General features: G+C 41.3%; 16 protein-coding genes and 1 other RNA gene. 14 read left to right on the top strand and 3 right to left on the bottom strand.

What is annotated here, in order from left to right:
• Positions 1 to 565: 565 nt before the first annotated feature.
• Positions 566 to 749: non-coding RNA, 6S RNA (gene ssrS / locus AADY36_RS04285), on the bottom strand.
• Between the two features lie 194 nt (positions 750 to 943).
• Between ssrS and AADY36_RS04290 the strand changes: the two genes are divergently transcribed.
• From AADY36_RS04290 to nagP, 5 genes are all read left to right on the top strand, one after another.
• A complete protein-coding gene (locus tag AADY36_RS04290) occupies positions 944 to 1,507 on the top strand; it encodes a UPF0149 family protein (protein WP_054551315.1) in 564 nt (187 codons plus the stop codon).
• Positions 1,508 to 1,527: 20 nt separating this feature from the next.
• Positions 1,528 to 2,853 (top strand): Xaa-Pro aminopeptidase, encoded by a 1,326-nt coding sequence (pepP, locus tag AADY36_RS04295; RefSeq protein WP_342408547.1) that lies wholly within the window; start codon positions 1,528 to 1,530, stop codon positions 2,851 to 2,853.
• Positions 2,854 to 2,861: 8 nt separating this feature from the next.
• Complete coding sequence (ubiH, locus tag AADY36_RS04300; protein WP_342408548.1) at positions 2,862 to 4,043, top strand: 2-octaprenyl-6-methoxyphenyl hydroxylase; 1,182 nt, start codon at positions 2,862 to 2,864, stop codon at positions 4,041 to 4,043.
• A complete protein-coding gene (locus AADY36_RS04305; RefSeq protein WP_239963289.1) occupies positions 4,040 to 5,206 on the top strand; it encodes an FAD-dependent monooxygenase in 1,167 nt (388 codons plus the stop codon). Before ubiH ends, AADY36_RS04305 begins: the two co-directional genes overlap by 4 nt.
• Before the next feature lie 208 nt (positions 5,207 to 5,414).
• On the top strand, positions 5,415 to 6,719 hold the full coding sequence (gene nagP / locus AADY36_RS04310) for an N-acetylglucosamine MFS transporter NagP (RefSeq protein WP_342408549.1): 1,305 nt from the start codon (positions 5,415 to 5,417) through the stop codon (positions 6,717 to 6,719).
• Between the two features lie 564 nt (positions 6,720 to 7,283).
• Here the strand turns inward: nagP and AADY36_RS04315 are convergent.
• A complete protein-coding gene (locus tag AADY36_RS04315; protein ID WP_055022499.1) occupies positions 7,284 to 9,434 on the bottom strand; it encodes a TonB-dependent receptor family protein in 2,151 nt (716 codons plus the stop codon).
• 923 nt (positions 9,435 to 10,357) lie between these two features.
• Positions 10,358 to 11,203 (bottom strand): LysR family transcriptional regulator, encoded by an 846-nt coding sequence (locus tag AADY36_RS04320; RefSeq protein ID WP_054560757.1) that lies wholly within the window; start codon positions 11,201 to 11,203, stop codon positions 10,358 to 10,360.
• A 124-nt stretch (positions 11,204 to 11,327) separates the two neighbouring features.
• On the opposite strand from AADY36_RS04320, the gene AADY36_RS04325 reads away from it, so the two are divergent.
• The 9 genes from AADY36_RS04325 (at position 11,328) to AADY36_RS04365 (ending at position 25,911) form a co-directional block, all read left to right on the top strand.
• A complete protein-coding gene (locus AADY36_RS04325; RefSeq protein WP_054560756.1) occupies positions 11,328 to 11,927 on the top strand; it encodes a hypothetical protein in 600 nt (199 codons plus the stop codon).
• Between the two features lie 180 nt (positions 11,928 to 12,107).
• Positions 12,108 to 13,190: a glycine cleavage system aminomethyltransferase GcvT gene (gene gcvT / locus AADY36_RS04330; protein WP_054560755.1), complete on the top strand. Its 1,083-nt coding sequence runs from the start codon at positions 12,108 to 12,110 to the stop codon at positions 13,188 to 13,190.
• A 51-nt stretch (positions 13,191 to 13,241) separates the two neighbouring features.
• Positions 13,242 to 13,631, top strand: coding sequence for a glycine cleavage system protein GcvH (gcvH, locus tag AADY36_RS04335; protein ID WP_054551324.1), 390 nt, complete (start codon positions 13,242 to 13,244; stop codon positions 13,629 to 13,631).
• A 164-nt stretch (positions 13,632 to 13,795) separates the two neighbouring features.
• A complete protein-coding gene (gene gcvP / locus AADY36_RS04340; protein WP_217876115.1) occupies positions 13,796 to 16,687 on the top strand; it encodes an aminomethyl-transferring glycine dehydrogenase in 2,892 nt (963 codons plus the stop codon).
• 439 nt (positions 16,688 to 17,126) lie between these two features.
• On the top strand, positions 17,127 to 17,882 hold the full coding sequence (locus AADY36_RS04345) for a hypothetical protein (RefSeq protein WP_342408550.1): 756 nt from the start codon (positions 17,127 to 17,129) through the stop codon (positions 17,880 to 17,882).
• Positions 17,875 to 20,166 carry a UvrD-helicase domain-containing protein gene (locus AADY36_RS04350; RefSeq protein ID WP_342408551.1) on the top strand — a complete coding sequence of 764 codons (2,292 nt, stop codon included), beginning with the start codon at positions 17,875 to 17,877 and terminating at the stop codon, positions 20,164 to 20,166. The genes AADY36_RS04345 and AADY36_RS04350 overlap by 8 nt, the downstream gene beginning before the upstream one ends.
• Positions 20,167 to 20,515: 349 nt before the next feature.
• Positions 20,516 to 21,520, top strand: a complete 1,005-nt coding sequence (locus tag AADY36_RS04355) for a hypothetical protein (RefSeq protein WP_342408552.1) — start codon at positions 20,516 to 20,518, stop codon at positions 21,518 to 21,520.
• Positions 21,521 to 22,266: 746 nt separating this feature from the next.
• Positions 22,267 to 24,135 carry a hypothetical protein gene (locus AADY36_RS04360; RefSeq protein ID WP_342408553.1) on the top strand — a complete coding sequence of 623 codons (1,869 nt, stop codon included), beginning with the start codon at positions 22,267 to 22,269 and terminating at the stop codon, positions 24,133 to 24,135.
• Positions 24,136 to 24,153: 18 nt separating this feature from the next.
• Positions 24,154 to 25,911 (top strand): HEAT repeat domain-containing protein, encoded by a 1,758-nt coding sequence (locus AADY36_RS04365; protein WP_342408554.1) that lies wholly within the window; start codon positions 24,154 to 24,156, stop codon positions 25,909 to 25,911.
• Positions 25,912 to 26,184: the final 273 nt, after the last annotated feature.

Genomic DNA, 26,184 nt, shown 5'->3' on the forward strand with positions numbered 1-26,184 from the left:
ACATTGCTATGGCTAAACCCGGTACTGTAGGCGTGAAATTTATTTCGCGCGATATTTCTTAAATAACGGGTAAGACGTAGGTCGGGCTTTAGCCCGTCAATGTTAGCGATTATGTGTCGCCATAAATGACGACCTACAGTGCTTGACTCATTAGCTCGTAGGTTGGTTAGAGCAGAGCGAAACCCAACATACAGGAGCTATCAGCTTTCAGCTATCAGAAAAACAAACAAGTTAGCAAGGGGGAAGAGTAAAGTTAACGACTGCCGAGATGTAGGAGGCGTTTCAACGCCGAAAACTAAAATTTCTTGTAAAAGGGAAATATAAGGAAAGTATTGATAACTTGAAACTTGAAACTTGAAACTTGAAACTTGAAACTTGAAACTTGAAACTTGAAACTTGAAACTTGAAACTTGAAACTTGAAACTTGAAACTAAATAGTACCGTAGGCGTGAAATTTATTTCGCGCGAATAAGAATAATAAGCTCTTGTATAAAAGAAAAACTACATGGAAGATTTTCGATAGCTGATAGCTGATAGCTGATAGCTGATAGCTGATAGTTTGATGGTGTTCCCCAAGTATGCGGTGCCCGGTGTCAGTCCTGAAACCTTGAGGTTTCAGGGCGGGGATCTGCGGTCTACCGTAGGCTTCTCGGTACATGCCGAGCTTGCACAATAGTAAACGAACAGAAACCCTAACATAAAATTTATCGGCTCAGGGACTTAACCAAGCTCCTGCACCCTAGGGAACAACTTCAGTATATAAGACAAGTTTCAATCCTTAAACCATAGAAGTAAAAAAAGCGGATCGTTCGCGTAGTTTTTCCCCACCTTTAACTGCTTATTTACTTTTCAGATTGCTTTTTGACCTCAATCATACAATTAATTGGAGTTGCGATTTATCGAGTGGTAGCATGGCGTTACTTAGCCGAACAAAGAAAAAGTTATGAGCACGTTACCTGATTACCAACAAGCCCAATTGTTATTAGAAAAGAATGAAATTTTTGTCGCACCAGCAGAAGCCCATGGTGTGATCAGTGGTTTATTAGCCTGTGGCATCAATATCGAAGCCGACGAATACTTAGGTTTATTAAGCGATGTATTCAATGATGGCTTAGCCTTCAATAAAGATTTAAAAGCATTTTTTGCTGATGTATATTCTCAGGTTGTTGCCAGCTTTAGCGATGAAGAATTTCAGTTTGACCTATTCTTACCAAGCGACGACGAAACACTGATCGATTTAGCCAATGGCTTAGTATCTTGGGTATCGGGTTTTATGCTTGGTTTTGGTTTAAAACAAAAAGATTACGGCAAGTTATCTGCTGATGTGAAAGAAGTGATCAGCGATTTTAGTGAAATTACCCGCCTAGACACCATGTTTGAAGAGACCGAAGAAGACAGCCAAGCACTGCACGAAGTGATTGAGTATGTGCGTGTTTCTGCGCTTTTATGTTTTGCTGAGCTAGGTAAAGAACCAGCCGATAAAAACCCTAAGAAGACCCTTCACTAATCAAATTACAGAGGTTTAGCATGTCGTCTATTGCAATCGATAAAGCTGAATTCAAATCCCGCCGCGAGCGTTTACTTGCGATGATGGATAAAAATAGCGTGGCTATTATTCCTGCGGCAGGAGAAGTAACACGTAGCCGTGATACTGAATATGCATTTCGTCAAGACAGTGACTTTTTCTATCTAACTGGGTTTAACGAACCAGATGCGGTTTTAGTACTGTGCCCGTCAAGCGATACACCAAGTACGCTGATTTGCCGTAACAAAGATAAACTAGCTGAAATTTGGCATGGCCGAAGAATTGGCTTCGAAAAAGCTAAATCTGAGTACTTATTCGACGCAACTTGCCCACTTAGTGAACTAGATGAACAATTATTAGATTTGGTGAACGGCCAGCAGATTTTATTTTATGCACAAGGCACTTACGCAAATTTCGATGCAAAGGTTTGGGACTTATTAAACACACTTCGCGGCGCACCTAAAAAAGGCTATAAAGCCCCACATACCATTAAAGATATTCGTGGTTTAGTGCATGAAATGCGTTTGTTTAAATCTGACGCAGAATTAAACATTATGCGCACAGCTTGTGAAATTAGTGCACAAGGCCATATTCGCGCTATGCAGTTTGCCAAACCTTGCGCAACTGAATACCAATTAGAAGCAGAGCTTCACCACCATTATGCAATGAATGGTGCCCGTCATCCTGCTTATGGCACGATTGTCGGCAGTGGCGACAACGCCAACATTTTGCACTACACACAAAATGACGCTGAGCTAAAAGATGGCGATTTAGTGTTAATTGACTCTGGCTGTGAACTTGAAGGTTATGCGGCAGATATCACACGTACTTTCCCAATCAATGGCAAGTTTAGCGAACCTCAAGCGGCGCTTTACAACATTGTATTAGCAGCTCAAGAAGCAGCATTCAGCCAAGTAAAGCCGGGCGGTAGTTTATCGAAAGCGAATGAACTGGCCTCAACGGTATTAACGCAAGGGCTGATTGATTTAGGCATTTTAACTGGCGAGCTTGATGAGCTAATGGCAAACCAAGCCTGCAAAGCATTTTACATGCATGGCCTTGGTCATTGGTTAGGGTTAGACGTACACGATGTTGGCGAATATAAGCTTGATGAAAAAGAGCGCGTATTTGAGCCGGGCATGGTGCTCACAATCGAACCAGGTTTATATATTAGCGAAGATGCAAAAGCACCAAAGCAATATAAAGGCATCGGTATTCGTATCGAAGATAACTTACTTGTCACTCAAGATGGCCATGAAAACCTGACCATTTCGGTTCCAAAAACCATTAGTGACATTGAAGCAGTGATGCAAGCAAACAAAGGCTAGGAGCAAGCGTGGCAAAGCAGTTTGATGTTGTCATTATCGGCGGTGGAATGGCGGGTGCAAGTTGTGCACTTGGCCTAAAACAGAGCAATAAGCAGTTATCAATCGCTGTAATTGAAGCAAATGAAGTAAGCGCAGACTATCATCCAAGCTTTGATGATAGAAGCATTGCGCTGGCTCAGCAGTCTGTTCAGTACTTAAAATCAATCAATGCGTTTGATTGCCAAGCACCATTTGCGGCAGCGATTAAAAAAGTCACTGTGTCTGACCGTGGCCATTTTGGTAAAACGCATATTGATTGCCAAGAATATGGCCATGATGCCCTTGGTTATGTGGTCGAAGTGAACCCATTTGGGCGCAGCCTTCATCAGCAACTTACGCGTACTGATGTTAGTTTGTTTTGCCCTGATACGGTTGCCAAGCTTGAATACCAAAGCGATTTTGCCAACATCACGCTGAGCTCGGGCGAGCAGTTAAGCGCAAAGCTTGTGGTGATTGCTGATGGCGCTCATTCGCAAAGCCGTAAACTGGCTAATATTGAATTTAATACCCGCGCATATCAGCAAGCGGCGATTATTGCCAACATCGAAGTGGCTGGCGGTCATCATAATCATGCCTTTGAGCGTTTTACTGAGCACGGCCCAATGGCACTGTTGCCAATGAGTAATAACCGATATTCACTGGTGTGGTGCATGGAGCCTGAGCAAATTGAGCACACTATGGCGCTTGAAGACGATGCCTTTTTAGCTGCGTTACAAAAAGCATTTGGTTACTGCGGCGGCGCATTTAGTAAAGTGGGTATGCGCGCAAGTTATCCGCTTGTGTACGGTAAAGCAGAATCACTGAGCAGCCACCGTACGGTATTAATTGGTAATGCAGGGCATGCTATTCACCCAATCGCAGGGCAGGGCTTTAATTTAGGCCTACGTGATGTGCAATTATTGTGTGATATGGCAAACCGAAGCGACCTTGGTGATTACGCTTTTACGCGTAATTACAGCCAAACTCGCAGTAAAGATATTACTACCGTGATGACACTCACAGACAGCCTAGTGCGTTTGTTCTCTAACTCATCACGATTGCTCGCGCTTGGTCGCAGCATTGGCCTTTTCTCAATGGATTTATTCTCCTCGTTAAAAAACCCGCTGGCAAAACAGCTTATGGGTCAGGTTAAGCAAGGTAAACGGATATGAAACAAGCACAAGTTTGTATTGTCGGTGGTGGCTGTGTTGGCCTTACGCTAGCACTTGGTTTAGCAAAAGCAGATATCAGCGTTGTGGTGATTGATGCGAGTAAAAATCAAACCTTACCGGGTGATGATTACGCACTTCGCGTGAGCGCATTGAGCTTGGCTAGTCAGGGCTTATTCGAGTCTTTAAATGTATGGCCAGAGATCATTAAACAACGTGCTACACCGTATACCTCGATGGATGTACGTGATCAAGACAGCTTTGGCAAAATTCATTTTGATCATAACGATCTCGATTTGCCGCAGCTGGGTCATATCGTCGAAAACGATATTATTCGCTACGCTTTAATTAGCGAACTTGAAAAGCAAAGTAATGCTACTTTACTGTTCGAAACCCGCTATCAGCAAATTCATCAAACTGACTCTGATGTGTTTATTACTCTTGAAAGCGGCGAGCCTGTGATTGCTAAGTTATTAGTAGCGGCTGATGGGGCTAACTCGGCTATTCGCAAGCAGTTCAATATGCCAATTACCTTCAAAGATTATGACCATCACGCCATTGTTGCCACGGTTAAAACCGCTGATGAGCATAACAACACAGCACGCCAAGTGTTTTTACCAACCGGGCCGCTGGCGTTTTTACCCTTGCCAGATAACCATACGCACTCAATTGTTTGGTCAACAAGCCCAGAGCATTGCGACACACTTTTAGCGCTTGATGATAACAACTTTAATAAAGCGGTTATGGCAGCCCTCGATGGCCAATGTGGTTTATGTGAAGTGCAAAGTGAGCGCATGGCGTTTCCACTTAAGATGCGTTATGCCCAGCAGTGGGTGTCGGGCAAAGTAGTATTAATGGGCGATGCAGCGCATACCATTCATCCATTAGCTGGTTTAGGTATGAACCTTGGCCTAAAAGACGCCGCTTATTTAATTGAGCTATTAAGTAATGAGCAAGGCGAGTTTGCAAGTGCACGCACGCTGCGTGATTATGAACGTACTCGTAAGCTTGATGCACAAAAACATATTGCCATGATGCAAGGCTTAAAAGAGCTATTTGCGGGCGCTAATCCACTGAAAAAGCTTGTACGTGGTGTTGGTTTAAGCCTTGTAGACAACCTTGGCCCAATTAAACATTTGTTCGCAAAAGAAGCAATCGGTAAATAACACCTAACTAGTTGTTACTATTTAGTTTAAGTCGCAGCTAAGCAATTAGCTGCGGCTTTTTTGCACTTATATGAACGCAAAATGATAGCGCTGTCATTTTTGTTAGTGTATGATTAAATTTTTGTGATTGGTATGGAAATTAAACAGCTTTGTTAAGTTGTATACTAGATTCCAACCAAATAAAAATAATTAAACTAAGAGAACAATTATGGAAGCAACGGTTGAGTGTGACAACAACACAAAACAAAGCATCTGGCTGCCAATGGTATTGGCCGGCTCAATGTTTTTTATCTTAGGGTGTATAACGTGGCTTAATGGTGCAATCACACCGTTTTTGCAGCAAATGCTTGAGCTTTCGCCGTTACAAGCTTCGTTTATCATCTCTTCTTTTTATATTGCGGTAACAGTTGCCGGTATCCCATCGGCTATGCTGATCAAGCGCGTTGGTTATAAGAATGGTATGGCGATTGGCTGTGGGATTATGGCTTTATCGGCGCTGATGTATATTCCGGCTGCGAAACTGCAAATGATCGAAATTTTCTTGTTCGCACAGTTAATGATTGGTGTTGGACAAACCGTGCTACAAACCGCAGTTAACCCATACGTGGTGAAAATGGGCTCTGAAAAATCAGCCGCTGTGCGCGTGTGTATCATGGGCTTATTAAACAAATTTGCGGGTGTTATTGTGCCTGTTATTTTCGCGGCAGTGGTGGTTAGCGGTGTTGTTGATGGGGCAGGTAAATTATCGCAAGAGCAAAAAGACATGATGGCAAATAGCCTTATCATGCCTTATGTGTTGATTGCTGCTTTAATCATGTTATTTGCTGCCTTTGCTAAATTTGCACCTTTACCTGATTTAGTGTTTGATGAAGACGAAACATCAAATGGTAAAGGTGAAATTAAAGAAACCCTAGCACACCCTCACTTAGTTTTAGGTGTAGTGGGTATTGCTTTATACGTTGCTGTTGAAGTGATTGCAGCAGACACCATTGGCTCTTACGCATTACAAATTGGCGTTGCTGACTACTCAGTTATGACCTCTTACACTATGGCGTGTATGTTGATTGGTTACGCAATTGGTATTTTGACGATTCCACGCTTTATGAGCCAACAAACGGCGTTATTAATGTCGGGTATTGCCGGTATTATCACGGTGTTGTTAGTGGTACTTGGTAGCAATGACTCGTTTATTATTTCAAACCTACTATTAGTGCCATTTGGTGGCCCACAATTACCAGACCCATTGTTATGCATTGCGTTATTAGGCTTTGCTAATGCCATGGTTTGGCCTGCAATTTGGCCACTAGCTTTAGCTGGCTTAGGTCGCTTAACAGGCACTGCATCAGGGTTATTGATCATGGGTATTGCTGGTGGTGCACTTGGCCCATTATTAATCGGTTTAGGAAACGTAGCAGGCCTAGGCGCACAAGGCGCTTACATTGTGATGATCCCAAGTTATGTATTCATTTTATTCTATGCCCTAAAAGGCCATAAGATGAGAAGCTGGAAATAACCCAGCAAACTAATTTTTCAAGTTAGGCAAAGCCGCGGTACGCCCATCACCGCGGCTTTTTTGATCGTAAACTAAAGCTATCAGCTTTCAGCCGTCAGCTATCAGATTCAAAGTTAGCGAGTTAGAAAGAGTAAAGGTACGAGTTTCGAGGGACGAGATGCGAGTTGTAGGAGGCGTTTTAACGCCGAAAAAAGAGATATTAGATATCAGTGGTTAGAAGTTAGATTAAAACAACAGAGCTGTAAGCTTTAAGCTATAAGTCAGTTCAGCCTGCACACAGTCTCAGTGAAGTGCATGCCTGTAGGCGTGAAATTTATTTCGCGCGATGATCTATTTAAAACGTGTCATGTAAGCAGAACGACTACATATTTCATTTACTACGCGATATAAAATCGCTGCTACAATTTTGAAAACTCGCAACTCGCAACTCGCAACTCGCAACTCGCAACTCGCAACTCGCAATTCGCAACTCGCAACTCGCAACTCGCAACTCGCAACTCTCACCCACAAAAAAGCCGTGGGATTTTCATCACACGGCTTTTGATATTTCGCTTAGTCGTTTTATTAGAACGAGTAGCTGTAACCTAGTTGTAGGGTACGTGGTTTACCTGGTTGAATACCGCCGTTTGCACGGTTTGCAACGTAGGTTTTGTCAAACAGGTTATCTACTGTTAGGTATACTTTTTGTTTGTCGTCGATTAGGTATTTAGCTGCTAAATCCCATACAACGCGGCTGTCGATTGCATTGCGACCTGAGTCTGTTAAGTCAGCGTGTGCATCAGACACATAACGCATTTGCGTATCGAATACGAAGCTTGAGAACTCAGCACCCACTGAAAGCGCTAATTGGTTTTCAGGCACGTATGGCATTGCATCGCCTTTTTCTACGCTACCCCAAAGATCTGATTCAAACGCATTGTCGAACTCAGAATCAGTGTAAGTGTAAGTTAAGCGAACTGGGAACGAGGCTGCGTTAGTAGCAAATACTTTACCTGCGCTTAGCTCAAAACCAGACACAGATACTTCACCGTAGTTGTATTGGTCGCCAATGTTGTCATCGCTACAACCTACAGCCGCAGTACAGTTACCGTGCATGTTTGTGTAGTCAGAGTTAAAGTAGATTACTTCACCTTGAATGCCTGCGTAATCGTAACGACCACCTAGTTCAATGTTAACACTCTCTTCTTCTTCTTGATCCGCATTACCAGGTGCCGCTGGAGCGTAACCCTTTTGAATACCAGCAAGAAGCGTTAGGTTGTCGCTTACTGTGTAAGTAGCACCTAGTGATGGTACTAAGATCTCAGTGTCGTTGCTGATATCTTTTGTTAAACCATTTTCACGACTTGGATCAGACTTAGCCCATTCAACTCGTTTGATTGTGATGTCTTCGTAGCGAAGACCTGCGCTAATAACTAATGCATCAAGTGACCACTCATCTTGAATGAATAGGGTAGTTGCTTCAGCGCTATCTAAACGGTTGCTGTTTGAACCTGGAACGCCTTTTTCTGTAAGCGTCATTGATAGGTCTTGGTTAAGCGTGTACTTGTCTTCCCATTGGAAACGATCCATTTCATCTTCGTGGTAACGTGCACCAACTGTGATGTAGTGGTTGCCCGCAGGGATATGGAATTCAGTTTGTAAGCCTTTCGCTTGGTAATCACGGTTATTCGCTTTTACGCCAACACCTTCAATACCTTCGCTCGTTGGGTTTGCTTCAAACTCGCTGTATTGCTCAAGGTAGCTGCTGCTTACTTTGCTTGCTTTATACCAGTTACGGTGGAAATCGTTCAGGTAAGCTGTAGCAAGTAGCTCGTAACCTTTACCAAAGCGGTATGCATAGTTGATTTGGTATGCATTGTGTTGTGTGTTCATTTCATCGTTTTGCGATGCAGCATAACGACGGTAAGGGTTTTCTTTGTAATCAGCGTCAGTTAAACCCATGTACGTTTCGTCAGAGCGCTCGTCTGAGTACTTTAACTTCATTTCTAGGCTGTGTGCTTCGTTATCACCAAAGTCAAAGCCAAACTTTAATAAGAAATCGTTCTTTTCAAAGCCTGTGTTGTCGCTACCTACTGGTAAATCTTTAAAGCCATCTGCACCGTAAGTAAATACTTCTACAAGGCCCGCAGCATTGTTTTTCTTTTTACCGAAGTAAGCATGACCTTTGTAGAAACCGTCGCTACCAAGCTCAGCGTTAAGTAAACCTTTAGACCCTTCAGTTGGTAAGCTACGAGAAACTAAGTTTAAAACACCGCCTGTTGTACGTGGGCCATACTTAACAGAAGCTGCACCTTTAAGTACTTCGATTGACTCCATACGACCCATAGTAGGGAAGTAGTAAGCAGAAGGCGCTGAGTAAGGTGCTGGTGCTACAAGTACACCATCTTCCATTACTGAGATTTTGTCGTTACGACCCGTACCCGTACCACGCATACCGATGTTAGGACGAAGGCCGTAGCCGTCTTCTTCTTGTACATATACACCCGGTACAGCACTTAAAACACGAGAGATATCAGTATATTCAAACTTTTCTAGTTCTTGTTCATCAATAAAGGTAGCAGAGCCAGGAATATCGTTAATTGCAGATGCAGAGCCAATTACAGTGATTTGCTCGAAGTTTTTCTCTTCTTTAGTTACATCTTTTGCAAAAGCATTAGCGCTTAAAGATAAAGCGACCGCAGTCGAAAGCGTAGAAACAATAAACTTAGGTGTCATTGTGTGTCCTGTATATGTTTAGATTTTTTTAACCGGCGCAATTAAAACATGTAAAAAAATGCGAATCAATCCTATTTGTAATAAAACAGGTCTGAACTGTAAGTTTATGAAATAAATCAAATATAATGAATATAGTAGTATTGTAATACCAGTCTGGGGTTTTGAGTGGTGTTAAGTAAAACTTAACAAGGCGGAGCAATCAGCTTTCAGCCGTCAGCTATCAGATTGAAAGTTAGCGAGTTAGAAAGAGTAAAGGGGAAAGTTTGCGAGATACGAGATGCGAGTTGTAGGAGGCGTTTTAACGCCGAAAAAATGGAGATATTAGATATCAGTGGTTAGAAGTTAGATTGGATTGTGTCAGCACATAGTTAAATTGAAATGCGTACCCGTAGGCGTGAAATTTATTTCGCGCGATATTTCTTAAATCAACGGGTGAGTCGTAGGTCGGGCTTTAGCCCGTCAATGTTAGCGATTATGTGTCGCCATAAATGACGACCTACAGTGCTTGATTCATTAGCTCGTAGGTTGGGAAGAGCGGAGTGAAACCCAACGCTTGGAGCAATCAGCTTTCAGCCATCAGTTATCAGATTGAAAGTTAGCGAGTTAGAAAGAGTAAAGGGGAAAGGTACGAGTTCCGAGGGACGAGATACGAAATGCGAGTTGTAGGAGGCGTTTTAACGCCGAAAAAAGTCGATTTGGTAGGGAGCTCCCTTTACCAATTCGAAACCAACACTATGCTGTTAGCACCTAGCACCTAGCACCTAGCACCTAGCACCTAGCACCTAGCACCTAGCACCTAGCCCCTAGCATACGCGATATAAAATCGCTGCTACAATTTTGAAAACTCGAAACTCGAAACTCGAAACTCGAAACTCGAAACTCGAAACTCGAAACTCGAAACTCGCTAACTCGCTAACTCAAACCTACGTTAAACGTAGGGCGATGAACTCGGCGAGTTTGTCTACGGCGGTGCCGGGGTCGTCGGTGCGTTTAATTAAACTAATACCTATTTGACCAAGCTCGGGGAGATCTTTGGTTTGTAGTTGGTAGTTAAGCTCATTCGGTACGGTGCTTTTTGCAAGCACTGTAATGCCTAAACCTTCTTTTAATGCCGCAGTTAGGCCTGTTAAGTCGGCATTACTGTAAGCAATGCGGTATTTAATACCCGCACTTTGTAGTGCTTCAATTGCGCGGCGGCGATAAATACATCCCTCTGGGGCGGTTACAAGCGTTACCACATCGTTTTGTGCAAGGTTTAAATCACCCACCCATACTAGTTGGTCTTGCATAAAAATAGGGAACTTGGCAGATTCTAGCTCTTCGTTTAATGCCAATACTAAATCGAATTGGTCTTGGCGCGAGACCGACAACAAATGTTTACTCAAACGAGAGCGCACTTCAAGCGATACGTCAGGGTAGAGGGCCACGAAGTCACCAATGATCGAAGGTAGAATACGTGCGGCAAATTCACTGGGGATCCCCAAGCGCACTTTACCGGTCACGTTTTCGCTGGTGAACTGCTGCAAAATGGCATCGTTTTGTTGCAGCATTTGCTTAGCTAATGGCATAAGCAATTCGCCGTATTGATTAAGCACTTGGCGCTGGCCTTGCTTTTTAAACAGCTTATGGCCCAGCATATCTTCAAGGCGCTTTATTTGTAAGCTCACAGCTGGTTGCGATAGCCCCAATAATTCACCTGCTTTGGCAAATCCGCCAACTTCAACAACAGTGACTAAAGTACGTAAACTATCGGTAGAAATGTTTTTCATTAAAAAATTCTATTTATAGGGCTATGTATATAAGCATTATTTATCAATTGATAAATAATTACAATTTGTTGTTGCCAGCACGGCGCAATATACTTCAAGCATTAACGATTGATAGGTGTCACATATGACTTTTACGCCAATAATGTTTGCTCGCCACAGCCAAGCTGAGACCCCAGCAGACAACGTGCTACAAGCTAATAGCGATACTGCCATTATGGATTTTAGTGGCACTGAAGCAATCCCATTTTTAACGGCTATTTTAGGTCTTGATATTAATAAGCTAACCGCCAGCGGTTTAGGCTTACGTAGTTCATTAGACGATGACCTAACAAGCAGCTACGCTTATGCCCTGTATTACTTTAACGAAACTGCATTTCGTTTTGTGCTAGGTAAAGATGCCAGCGTGCAATTACAGTCGCTTATTAATGAGCAACAACTACGTTACGACATTGATTATGTAATGCGTGACGATTTAAGCGCGCTAACCCTAAGTGGTGAGCAAGCGTTTGATGCCTTGGTCGACAGCTTTAAGCTAACGCCGGGGCTACGTTTATCAGACATGCGCAGCTGCTATGGTGCACAAAGTGGTGAGGTATTTATTACCGCCATAGATAACCAAGCAACACAGCAATTTCAGCTGGTGGCGCGCCAAGCAGAGCTTGATAAATGGCAAACGCACTTGCAGCAGCTCGGCTTTGATTTAGCCTTAGCCAACGTTGCTTAAAAGATAAAATTTTTAAAACAGCTACGCACTTGGGTGTTTAGCTGTTTTTTAGTTACAAAATCGCAATTTGGGTGTGACAACTGTGCAACTAATGTATAATCGCCGCCCATGTTATTCCCCCTCATTAAATTGAGGCCACGCCCCACAACTTGTGGGTTAATTTAAAAGTGAAGGAATATTATGACTTCTAAAACAGTTTTACATGCTAAGCACCTTGAAGCTGGCGCAAAAATGGTTGATTTCCACGGCTGGGAAATGCCAATCAACTACGGCTCACAAATCGAAGAGCATAATGCGGTTCGCACAGATGCAGGTATGTTTGACGTATCTCACATGACTATTGTCGATATTCAAGGCGAGCAAGCGCAAGCGTTCTTACGTAAGCTAGTTGCAAACGACGTTGCTAAGTTAACTGTACCAGGTAAAGCACTTTACACAGGTATGCTTAACGAAGAAGGCGGCGTAATCGACGACCTAATCATCTACTTCTTCTCAGAAACGAACTACCGTTTAGTAGTTAACTCAGCAACACGTGAAAAAGATTTAGCGCATTTAGCTAAAGTTTCGGCTGATTTCGCCGTAACGGTTACTGAGCGTCCAGAGTTTGCAATGATTGCCGTTCAAGGCCCTAACGCACGTGCTAAAACAGCAACAGTACTTAACGCAGAGCAACAAGCTGCTGTTGAAGGTATGAAGCCTTTCTTTGGTGTGCAAGCAGGTGATTTATTTATTGCGACAACAGGCTATACTGGCGAAGATGGTTATGAAATCGTAGTACCTAACGATCAAGCTGCTGATTTATGGCAACAACTTCTAGACGCAGGCGTAGCGCCAGCAGGTCTAGGTGCACGTGATACGTTACGTCTTGAAGCGGGTATGAACCTTTACGGCCTAGATATGGACGAAAGTGTTTCTCCACTTGCTGCAAACATGGCGTGGACAATCGCATGGGAGCCAGAAGATCGTAAGTTTATCGGTCGTGAAGTATTAGAACAGCAACGCGCTGACAAGAGCACAGACAAACTAGTTGGTTTAGTGCTTGAAGAAAAAGGCGTATTGCGTAGCGGTTTAAAAGTCATCGTTGAAGGTGGTGAAGGGGTGATTACCTCTGGTACATTCTCACCAACCCTTGGTCACAGTGTTGCGCTAGCACGCGTTCCGCGTTCAACTGGCGAAACAGCCCAAGTAGAGATGCGTAAAAAACTGGTTAACGTTAAGGTTGTTAAACCTTGCTTTGTACGTAACGGCAAATCAGTTATCTAAACTATAAAAAATTTGGTGTTATCACCCAATATAAACCAAAGGAACAAAAAGATGAGCAATATCCCAAGCGAATTAAAATATGCTACTTCACACGAGTGGGTTCGCGACGAAGGTGACGGTACGTTTACTGTAGGTATCACTGAGCACGCACAAGAACTTCTTGGCGACATGGTATTCGTTGAATTACCAGAAGTTGGTGATGAAGTTGACGCGGGTGAAGACTGCGCAGTAGCTGAGTCTGTAAAAGCAGCATCAGACATCTACGCACCAATCGGCGGTGAAATCGTTGCAATCAACGAAGAGCTTGAAGATTCGCCTGAAACAGTAAATAACGACCCGTACACTGACGGTTGGTTATTCCGTATCAAAGCATCTGACACATCAGAGCTTGATAACCTGTTAGACGCTGAAGGCTACGCTAACACAATCGACGAAGACTAATTAATTAGTCACGCCGACTAAAAGCCCCTCATAAGTGGGGCTTTTATGATTTTATAGCTTACTTTTCCATACGCTGTAAGTTACTGAATCAACCTGTTTTTAAGTTATTGCCAGTTACCCATTGGCAGTAACCACTTTTTTTTGGATCATAGGAATCTGGACAAATGTCAAACGCCAAATCTCTTGAACAATTAGAGCAAAAGCAAGATTTTATTCGCCGTCACATTGGGCCAAGCCCAGCGCAAGTAAGCGACATGCTGAGCGCTCTTGGAGTATCGAGTGTTGAAGAGCTGATCGGTCAAACGGTACCTGCAAGCATTCGCTTAGAGCAAGGTTTATCAATCGGCGAAAGCCGCACTGAAGTTGAAACACTAAGCTACTTAAAATCAGTAGCAAGCAAAAACAAAGTGTTCAAATCATACATCGGTCAAGGCTACCACCCAACTCACGTACCACACGTAATTTTACGTAACGTACTTGAGAACCCAGGCTGGTACACTGCGTATACACCATACCAACCAGAGATTGCACAAGGTCGTTTAGAATCATTATTAAACTTCCAGACTATGACCCTAGACCTAACTGGTCTTGATTTAGCAAGCGCGTCATTACTTGACGAGTCAACGGCTGCTGCAGAAGCAATGGGCCTTGCAAAGCGTGTTGCTAAAGCTAAAAAAGCAAACATCTTCTTCATTGCTGATGACGTACACACACAAACAATCGACGTTGTTGCTACACGTGCAGACCAGTTTGGTTTTGAAGTAGTAGTTGGTCCTGCAAGCGAAGCGGCTAACCATGAGATTTTTGGTGCATTATTCCAATACCCATCAACAACCGGTGAAATCACTGACGTAACTGACCTAATCGCACAAGTACAAGACAAAAAAGCGATTGCCTGTGTTGCTGCAGACATCATGAGCTTATTAATGCTTAAAGCACCAGGTAAACTAGGTGCAGACGTAGTACTTGGTTCAGCACAGCGTTTTGGTGTACCTATGGGTTACGGTGGTCCACACGCTGCATTCTTCGCTACACGCGACAAGTACAAGCGTTCACTACCAGGTCGTATTATCGGTGTTTCTAAAGACCGCTTAGGTAACGACGCATTACGTATGGCAATGCAAACACGTGAACAACACATTCGACGTGAAAAAGCCAACTCAAACATCTGTACAGCGCAAGTACTACTAGCGAACATGGCAGCGTTCTACGCGGTATACCACGGTCCACAAGGCCTTAAAACGATTGCTGAGCGTATCCACCGTTTTGCAGACATCTTAGCGGCAGGCTTAAAAGCGAAAGGTGTAAACCTTAAGCACGACACATGGTTCGATACACTGACTGTTGTTGCAGATAACAAAGACGAAATCGTTGCACGTGCAGTAGAGCACGGCGTTAACTTTGCGTCTAACCGCGCAGGTGAATACTCAATTTCTGTATCAGAAACAACAACCCGTGCAGACGTAGCTGAGTTATTCGACATCATCTTAGGTGAAGATCACGGCCTTAGCGTTGATGCACTTGCAAACGAAATCGAAGTAAACGGCAGCAACTCAATTCCTGCAAGCCTAGTACGCGATGACGAAATTTTAACGCACCCTAACTTCAACTCGTACCACAGCGAGACTGAAATGTTGCGTTACATCAAGCGCCTAGAGAACAAAGACTTAGCGCTTAACCACTCAATGATCTCATTAGGTTCATGTACTATGAAACTTAATGCGACAGCTGAGATGATCCCAATCACTTGGCCTGAGTTTGCAAATTTACACCCATTCTGCCCACTTGATCAGGCAGCGGGTTACCAAATCATGATGACAGAACTACATGATTGGTTAGTAAACATCACAGGTTACGATGCAGTTTCACTACAACCTAACTCAGGTGCACAAGGTGAATACGCAGGCTTAATCGCGATTCGTAAATACCACGAGTCACGCGGTGAAGGTCACCGTAACGTATGTTTGATCCCAAGTTCAGCACACGGTACAAACCCAGCGTCTGCACAAATGGCAAGCATGAAAATCGTGGTTGTTGACTGTGATAAAAACGGTAACGTTGATATGGCAGACCTTAAAGCGAAAGCCGAAGAGGTATCTGAAAACCTATCTTGTATCATGATCACTTACCCATCTACACACGGTGTTTACGAAGAAACAATTCGTGAAATCTGTGACATCGTGCATGAGCACGGTGGTCAAGTGTACATGGACGGCGCAAACATGAACGCGCAAGTAGGTGTTACAAGCCCAGGTTCAATCGGTTCTGACGTATCGCACCTTAACCTACACAAAACATTCTGTATTCCACACGGTGGTGGTGGTCCAGGTGTTGGCCCAATCGGTGTTAAATCTCACCTAGCGCCATTTATGCCTAACCACAGCGTAATTAATGTTGCTGGCACAAACATCGGTAACGGTGCGGTTTCTGCTGCCCCTTACGGCTCAGCAGCTATTTTACCTATCTCGTGGGCATACATTGCTATGATGGGCTCTGAAGGCTTAAAACAAGCAACAGAAATGGCTATCGTGAACGCTAACTACTTATCTGAGAAGCTAAGCGAGCACTTCCCAATTTTATACCGTGGCCGTAACAACCGCGTTGCGCACGAGTGTATTGTTGACCTACGCCCACTTAAAGAGCAAACAGGCATCACTGAAATGGACGTAGCTAAACGTCTACAAGACTACGGCTTCCATTCACCAACTATGTCATTCCCAGTCGCTGGCACACTAATGATTGAGCCAACTGAGTCTGAGTCTAAAGTTGAGATCGACCGTTTCATCGAAGCAATGGTGTCAATCAAGTCAGAAATCGACCGTATCGCATCTGGCGAATGGTCAATTGAAAACAACCCGCTAGTGTTTGCACCGCACACACAAGCAGACGTACTAGGCAATGAGTGGGATCGTGCATACGACCGTTTCTACGCTGCATTCCCAGTACCAAGCGTAGCAAAAGACAAATTCTGGCCTACAGTAACCCGTATCGACGACGTATACGGCGACCGTAACCTAGTTTGTTCATGCCCAGCGGTTGAGACATACCGTGACTAAGGTTTGATTAAATTCAAATGCCAAAAAGCCGTTGCAGCAATGTAACGGCTTTTTTGTGTTTTGGAGAAAGTTAGCGAGGGGAAAGTTACGAGGAACGAGTTTCGAGTTGTAGGAGGCGTTTAACGCTGAAAAAAGAGTTGTTAGATATCAGTGGTCAGAAGTTAGATTAAAAATACCCAAGCTAGCGGGTTAGCAAGAGGAAAAGGGTAAAGGAGCTTGATCAGCTTTAAGCTATAAGTTTTAAGTAAGATTGTGCTTTCACACAACCAAGGCTAAACCCGATGCCGTAGGCGTGGAATTAATTTCGACAAGTAAGTGGGAAAAGTCAAATGGAAATAACTTATCTAGGATATTAATAGTTAACCATTTGTATATATTGATAAATGTTCTTCTATATGTGATATTTGTATGTCTTATAGACAAGGATTAGGTATATAGTATGAGAAAATTATTTACAGAACCTGCATTTACTCAGGGCGCCATTTTTAATGGATTAAAAGTCACAGATAGTTTAACTACCCGCGCTATCATTATTTCTGCTCGTTGTGATTTAGAGAGAGTCAAGTCAAGGTACGTTCTTTGTTTACCTGTTTTTAGTTTAAAACAATGGATTGAATTCCATGGTAATGATTTAATTTTCAATCAAAAAGTCAAAGGTCTGTTGAGTGAGATTAAGAAGAGGGGCAAAGGTTTAGATTTAAACCCGCATGTACTAGATACTTTTCCTTTTGAGAGCTTTAAAGAAAAGCTCGGAAAAAATGAAGAGTTGATTAAATTGGTTCGGTGCTATCAGAATAAAAAGTGTGATTTTAGTTTCAATTTTATGCAAAAAGAAAGAGATAACCTCTTAGGTAAAGTGATTGATAATAAAGAATTGTCATTCTATTTTTTAGAGCGGGTTCTCGACAAAGAAGAATTAAGTCCACATATCGTTGATGTTTCAAACCCTATATCTTTACCTACTGATGTCGCACTAAGTATATCTAAAAGAATTAATAGGAAAAAGTATAATGAATGTAATGTAATAAAAAGCTATTTAGATTTTAGTGGCGATATTGTTGAAATAAAATCAACGTTGGCGTCACCTTATATTGAATTGCTTTTACAGAAGTTCTCAAATTATTACTCAAGAGTTGGAACTGAAGATATTTCAAGTAAAACAAAAGAAGAGTTAAAAGGATTTTATAATGAATAAAATTGATTTTGTTACTATTAGCGAAGAAGCGTGTAAGCATATTATTCAATCAAGAAAGCTACAAAGTTTAGACTTCAAGGATTCGAAGTTCATTATTGATATTGCTGATGGCTTGATAAGTAGTAAAAGTGAGGTTAGCGACCTTGATGTTAATGTTTTTATCGACAATAAAGGGGTTATTCTTTTTGGTGGTAAAGAAGTCTATTCATCTGTAAAGAATACTATAACTTTTGATTTTAACCAATTAGATTATAGTTCTCTTACAGAAAATATGAAGATTACTGTAATTCAAAAAACATTAAGGTTTTGCATTAAATATTGGGGTAAATTAGGCCACAATAGTTCAGAGATAATACCATTAGATTCGACTAAGGGGGTTGTTTTTCCGTTTTCTAATTCTAATGGGGGGCAGTATAGGCAAGTTATCGAGCTCCAACCTTTTCAGCTAAAAGAACACAAACAAAGAAAATTTAAAGGTAAGCATCTTCTAGCCTATAAGTTTAGTGACTCACCAGGCGCTGGGAACAGAGAAGTACCAGAAGTTAATGTTTTGTCAAAAGCATTAGATGTTATTTTTACTGTAGAGACATATAAAGAGCAATTTGAAAATGTTAAGAAAGAAAGTAATAGTCATTCATCCATAGTCTTGGATGAAGATAATATTATAAATACTACAAACTTGCTTGGTCAGAAAAAACCGGAGAGTCACCTTTCTGATAATCAATTAGATTTCTTTAATTCTGATTGGAAGCATCCAGCACGTATTAAAGGGGCTGCTGGTACTGGTAAAACTATATGTCTTGTGTTGAAAGCTCTGAAAGTTAGTCATGAAAATAATGGAGCTTTTAAAATATTATTTATTGTCCCGAGTATATCGATTAGAAATACTGTGGAATATTTTTTGAAAGTTAATTGTGATGCTTCGGATCTATATAATGATGATACTTACAATAGAATAAATGTAAGGACTATTCATCAAGTTTGTATTGATGTTTTGGGGGAGTCTCATGTTAATGATACTGAATTACTACATGAAGATAGCTTTGAAGCAAAAGAACAACAGTTACTTTATATAATGGAAATTGTTGAACATTTTAAAGCTAATATGGCTAATTATAAAGGGTATATAAATGATGAGTTATATAAGCTGATATTAGAGGAGGATTCATTAGCTCTTTCTGAAATATTAATTCATGAATTTGGTATAGCAATTAAAGGTCGATGTTTTGGTGAGAAAGAAGAGTATATAAAAGATGAAGTTCTTGCATACAGCTTACCAACAAAAACTGAAAATGATAGATACTTTATTTATGATATATACCAAAGTTATCAGAAACAACTTGATGACTTAGGTGTATTTGATCCTGATGATATTGCCTTGGAGTCAGCAGGAAGACTAATATCTCCTTTCTGGAGAAGGAGAAGGCAAAGTGAGGGATATGACTTTATTCTAGTGGATGAATTGCACCTTCTAAATTTCAACGAGTTAAGTCTAATACACTACTTAACTAAAGATAATACTATTGCTCCAATCTCATTCGCAGTAGATGCTACTCAAGCTATTGGTGATATTGCATGGAAAAACGAATCAATACTCAGCTATTTAAATTTAGATCAATTTCAAGAGAAAGAAGAAACAACAGATTTGACAGCGATGTTTAGGTGCTCTGAGAGTATTACTAAGCTTGCCTCACTAATTACTAGTTCTGGAGCTGGTTTATTTACTAACTTTGAGGATCCTTTAAGAGTTAGCGCAGATGTACAAACTGATTTAGAATCACACACGCCTTTGTATGTTCTGCGAGATTTGTCTAATGAGAGCATTCATTCTGTAGCAATGGAGTTAGCAGAGGAAGCCAGAGCAGAATTAAATTGCTTAAAGCATAAAATCGTTTTGATCTATTTTGATAGGATCTTATTTGAAGAAGCAAAGGAATCTTTTAAAAATAAGTCAGTAAGTTGCTTGCTTGACCGTGGTGACATTTCTGTTCTTGAAAAAGCAAAGAATAATAATGACTTTATAATAGCAATGGCAGATTATGTTGGTGGTTTGGAGTTTGAAGCAGTTATACTTGTTGGGGTTGACAAAGGAAGGTTACCAGTAGAAGGAGCCCATTCATCTAGAGCAAATGAGATCTTCCAGAATTATACCGCTCATAATAAAATTTATGTAGCCATTACAAGGGCCACTCACATGGTTAAAATTCTTGGAGATAAACGACGAGGGTGTTCACCCCTATTAATTTATGCTAACGAGCAAAAAGCACTTGAAAAAGTAGAATAAATTATTATCAATCTTTTCTTCTAGGAAGTTATGGTATAATTTAAGGGGTCAGGACTTTTTCCCTGATCCCATTACCAACCAACACTATGCTGTTAGCACCTAGCACCTAGCACCTAGCACCTAGCACCTAGCACCTAGCACCTAGCACCTAGCACCTAGCACCTAGCACCTAGCACTGTAGGCGTGAAATTTATTTCGCGCGAATCCATTAAAAAACAACTTTGAAAGAATTTTTGTATTTATATGGGTACGAGGATCAAATAACCTGTATTATGCATGCTTTGTTGTTGGGTGGTGAAACCTCTTAATTAACCACCTGATTATGTTGTTGAAATTTTAAGGTGAAATAATGCTAAAAAGGAACTTTGTGCGCATTAACATGGCTTTGGCCTGTTTGCTTGTGTTTAATCTTGGGGTTGCTGGAGCTTCGGCTAATGACGATACACCAATTGAGAGCGTGGTTGCAGATGCTAATTTCTTAACGTGTTTACAAGAAAGTGGCTATAAAACGGTGGGTGAGGTGACAAAAATACATTGCAGAGATCGCGGTATTACTTCAGCCAAAGGGGTTGAGCATTTTAGTAACTTAACAAAACTCGTCCTCAGTAATGAAGGGGATAGCTTCATAGTTGGTGAAATTGGTGGCATTACAAGTAGACCTGCCGATAAGAAAGTGCCAAACCAGCTGACCGAAATCGACATAAGCCACAACAGCCTGCTTTTCCATGTTGATTTAAGCCAAAACAGCCTTGCGAGTATTGATGTAAGTAACAACGAAGAGTTAGAGACTTTAATGCTGAGTGGCAATAAGCTTTCAAAGCTTGATGTAAGCACTAACAGTAAGCTTACATGGCTTGATCTTAAAGATAATAAGCTGACAGGTGAATTGACGCTTGTTAATTCTGAACTGTATCAACTTAACCTGTCGGGCAATAAGCTCACAAAAGTAAATATACCGAGTGGTATTCGTAACCTTGAGCTTGCAAATAACCAGTTAAAAAACCTAGATTTAAGCAAGTTCAAGATGCTCAGCGAACTAAACCTAGATGCCAACCAGCTTAGCGCTTTAGACATAAGCCATAATAAAAAGTTAACTGCACTTTACGCCAGTAATAACCACTTAAGCACTATCGATTTAACAGCAAACCCCATGCTTCAAGTGCTCTTTTTGTCGAATAACAAATTAAAAAACATTGATTTACGTGAACATGCAAATTTAGTAGATATTAGCCTTTTTAATAACCCACTAAAAAAAGTAGATGTTAGCAAAAGCTATAATTTAGAGCTGTTAGAACTCGACAGCCGTGTTGAGTGCATAGGCATAGGTTGTGCAACAAGGTTTGAAGGGTATTAATAACAGCGTGTAGGGTAGAGCACAGCGAAACTCGATAAGTTAGCGAGGGTAAAGGGGAAAGAAGCTATCAGCCGTCAGCTATCAGATTAAAACAAAAGAGCTTTAAGTCATAAGGTTTAGGTTAGATTGTGCCTGTACCTTGCTATGGCTAATCCCGATACCGTAGGTGTGAAATATATTTCGCGCGAAATAAATTTCACGCCTACGGATGAGCACTTCAATTTAACTATGTGCAGGCACAATCTAACCTGACTTCTAACGACTGATATCTAATAACTCTTTTTTCGGCGTTAAAAGCCTCCTACGACTCGAATTTCGCCTCTTTCCCCTTTATTCTTTCTAACTCGCTAACTTGTGTTCGTAATCTGATAGCTACAAATGTTGGGTTTCGCTCCGCTCTAACCAACCTACAAGCTGATGCTCTTATGTTCATCGCGCGAAATAAATTTCACGCCTACGGATGAGCATTCCAATTTAAGTATGCGTTGGCACAATCTAATCTGACTTCTAACGACTGATATCTATTATCTCCTTTCTCGTCCCTCGCACCTATTAAAAATTTTTATCCCTCCATAATTCATCCATTATTGTGATTTACCCTTTGAAATATGAACCTTTTGTACCCCAATTTGGGTGGGTTAAAGCTTAACCGTTTCGAAAATAAGTCGGTCGGACTTTGAGTAGAAGTATGAGTTTTATTAATTAATAGTTTGTCGAAATTAAAATCAATAATTAGGAATCGTGATATGAATCAGTGTAAAAGGATTAGTGCTGTGTTGGCTTTATCCCTACTTTCAATAGTTGGGTGTTCTGATGATGACTCTACCGAACAAGAAGCTGTTGCTAATGTAGCGTTGAAATCTATGACCCCAGTCTCTGATGATGTTTATCAACCAGGGCAACAGATCACTGTTGATTTCAGTACCGAAACAACCTTATTAACGAATGAACATGTTGGTGTTTCATTTATTTTAATTGAAAAAAGTAAAGTCGCTGAACTCGAAACTGAAGATGAGCCTGATGGCTACGATTTGGGTGAGTTTTATATCGAGCAGTTACAAGAAGGCGAGCAAAATCATACGGCAACATTAATTTTGCCAAATGAAGATCTCGTATCGGGTGAATTTATTATTGCCGCTTTTGTTGACACAAGCGGTGTGATCTCAAACGAAGTTGATGTTACAGATAATAAATCCCGTGGCATTGAGTCTGGTGACGAAAGCACCTATAGCTCAGTCACCATTAGCGATGGTCATTACCATGATTTTGTTTTAGATAAACTTAAAGTGGGCGACGGCTTTGCTATTTTTCCTGGCCCGGGTAAAAGAGATACCACAGGTACTGGTGAACCAACACAGAAAGTACCTGATTTAATAGGTTTTATTAATGCCACCAAATTTGGTAATTCAGTCAACGAGGCTGACATCAGTGCAACAATAACCATCGGCGAAACGACTTATCATGCTCACTTATGGAATGAGCAAGCGCAAGCTTATATGGAGACGATGCGTATTAAGTTTCCTGATCATGAGCAATCTCATTACTTTCCTTGGGATGTTGCAGTAAATGGCGTATTGCTAAAAGCGATACACGATGATTTTGATCACGATGGTGGTGAAAACAGTTTTAGCATGACATTTACCTTCCACGACAACTCTGATGAAATTGAAGCTCATAGCGAAAATAATAGTATTACCGTTGAAGTACCTTATGCGCTTTATCATGATGAAGTGAGTACTGCAGAATCGGTAGAGCTAAATAGTAATAAAACAACAATAGCTTCGGTATCAGCGATGCAGACTACTGCTGCTACAGCAACAACGTTGGCCAAAGTTGGCAGTTGGAGTGCTACTTATGGTGACAGCGATGCTGTGGCAATCAGCCCTTCTTTTTATAGCTATATGAATGTTTCTTCTAGTAATGGTGGTTCAGCCGAGGGGCTAGTTGAAGCAGATTTAGATCTTTACCTATTTGATAAATCAGCGAGTTTGGTTAGTGCCAGCGCTGAAGCGAGTGCAAATGTAAGTGATGGTGAGATTTCTTATGCAGCAAACTTTAGTGTGCTGGGTGACACTTTAATTGACGAGGGCGACACGTTAACGGCCTTAGACAAGTCTTTAGGATATAGCTGGAGCGAAGAACAAAAAGTGGTTGAAACGACGTTCACCATTGTGATTGTTCCGGTGACAGTGGAGGCAGGTGTCACTGGTAGCTTGGATTTAGGTGTTGGTTTAGCTTACAGCAATAGCCGAATTGACTTAGGGGGAGATATTGTTACTGCCAGCATGGATGCTTATGCTACCGCAGAAATAAATTTGGGCGTTGCAAGTGGCGGTGTTGGTATCGACTTCTTAATTATTGCAGATACATTTAATGCCACACTTTATGCGGATTTAGCTAAAGCTATCACTGATTCTAAAATAACCTTAGGAATTGATGTAACAAATGATATTGAGGCTATTTCCGGTGAATTTTATGTTTATGTGAAATACCCTAAATACAAGTGGTGTTGCAAGATTAAGACAAAAACCAAAACTCAAACTATCTACGATACCAGTACCTTGTACGATAAAAGCTGGACAATTTTAGACGAATCAGCAACCTTAAATTATTAGTTTGAAGGCAAAGGTATAATGCGTTTAATTAAACTGAGTTTATTATTTGGCACTTTATTAGGCTATGCTTCGGCCGCTTATGCAGTGCCTCATTGTACTGTTTGGGGTGAACTTCAATCAAAAGCAGATACGAATATTGTTTCGATGAATAACCCCTCAAAAAGCCAGTTTGACTTGCAAGGGCGGTTAATTTACCGACCTTTGTTAGTTGAAGAGAAATTTCACTGGTTGGGTTTTGAGCTGTACCAAGCTCAAGCAAAGTTGAATAAAACAGTGAGTACCAGCAATGAGTATTCTGTGCCTTTTGCTGTGAAAATTAGCAATAACTCAGGTGAAGTTTTAGATTATCGGTTTAACGCTAAATTAAAAGTGGGCGATCAACAAAAGCTGATTGCTTTATACCGTGCTTTTCACCGTGCAAAACCCCCTGAAAACTTACAAGGGGATAAATATTGGGTTAAAGAGCGAGATGATATTGGTCAGTACAAATCACTCTACACAGTGTTAGCTGATAACAAACTAAAGCGAAATAAACTCAGTTATTTAGAACCAACCGACACTAGGCAAAGTACTAACGCTGCGAAAAAGCTAATGCAGTTGGAAGCGGCGAACATTATTAGTGATGAGTTTACTTTTGAAAACGATAAGTGCTGGTTAACAAAAACCCTTGGAAATAGTCATATTCAAGTCAGTAGTAGTGATGGAAGTATGAATATTGAGGTACTGCAAACACTAAGTTTAAATCGCTCAAATCAATCGATACCTGATGATGCAAGGTTACTACAATTACCCGAAGACCCTAATCAATGGGAAAATTTAAGCACAGATTGGGTTTACCCTAAAGCGCCGCCTCAACCATTAAAAAATACTGAAGCGTTTATCACTGCTTTAAAAAGTATGGATTGGCTAGAGGGAGACCGAAAAACGCTTTTGCAATTTCTTTATGACAATGATCAGTATTTGCTGAGCTTAAAAGAGCTTATTTCAACTAAATCAATTGCAGATCCCTTAGAAAGTAAATTGTTTATGTACCTAGGTAAGCATGACTCAGTTAATTCAAAACAATTACTGACAGAGGTATTTGTTGAGCCTGATTTATTTTCACCAAATCAGCGCTTTAGAAGTTTAATGGCGCTAAAATACAGTGAAAAGCCGTTAACGGACATACAGGTAGAAGCGATTTTTGAGTATTCCATGTCATATGGTCTTGATGAAGAAAATTCAAAGCTGGCTCATAGTGCTTTAATGGTAATGGGGGCGATTGCAAAAAATCAGCAGGGCAGTGAGTTTTCAACTCAGTTAACACAAAAGTTAGCTGATTCATTAAGTTCAAGTGCAACGGAGCAAAAAGCATCAGCCCTAATCACCGCACTGGGTAATAGTGGTGACTATGATCATCAACAGCTTATTGGTGATTATTTAGCTGGCGACAGTCCAAGGTTACGCCTAAATGCGGCAGAGGCACTGGCAAAAATGCCAAGTAAAACCAGTTTGAATTACTTGAGTAATCAACTAAATCAAGAAACTGATAGTAAAACGCAAGGGGCGATTTTAAAGGCAATGGGTAATAATGAGTTAGACGCAGAACAAGTAGATAGTATTTACGCCTTTGCTGACGCTAGTAACCCAAGAGATATTCGCAGCGCCGCTATATCGGCGTTAAGTCAACAAGCGAAGTCAAAACCAGAGGTGAAAAGCCGTTTAAAAGCACTGGTTAAGACGGAAACTAATCAAAAGAACCTGCGCCAATTGATGAAAGCGCTATATGGTTCGTAAAAGCATAAGTTAGCGAGTTGCGAGATACGAGATACGAGATACGAGGGGCGAGTTGTTGGAAGTGTTTTAACGCCGAACAGGTAGCTGCGGGTTTACCCCGCGTTCTCAAATTTAAAATACCCAAGTTAGCGAGTTACAAGGGGAAAGGTACGAGTTTCGAGGAACGAGATACGAGGTGTAGGAGGCGTTTTAACGCCGAAAAAAGAGATACCAGTCGTCAGAAGTTAGATTGGATTGTGCCTGCGCATAGTTAAATTGAAATGCTCATCCGTA

It is taken from the genome of Pseudoalteromonas sp. D15MCD-2 (assembly GCF_038562745.1).
GTDB lineage: Bacteria > Pseudomonadota > Gammaproteobacteria > Enterobacterales > Alteromonadaceae > Pseudoalteromonas.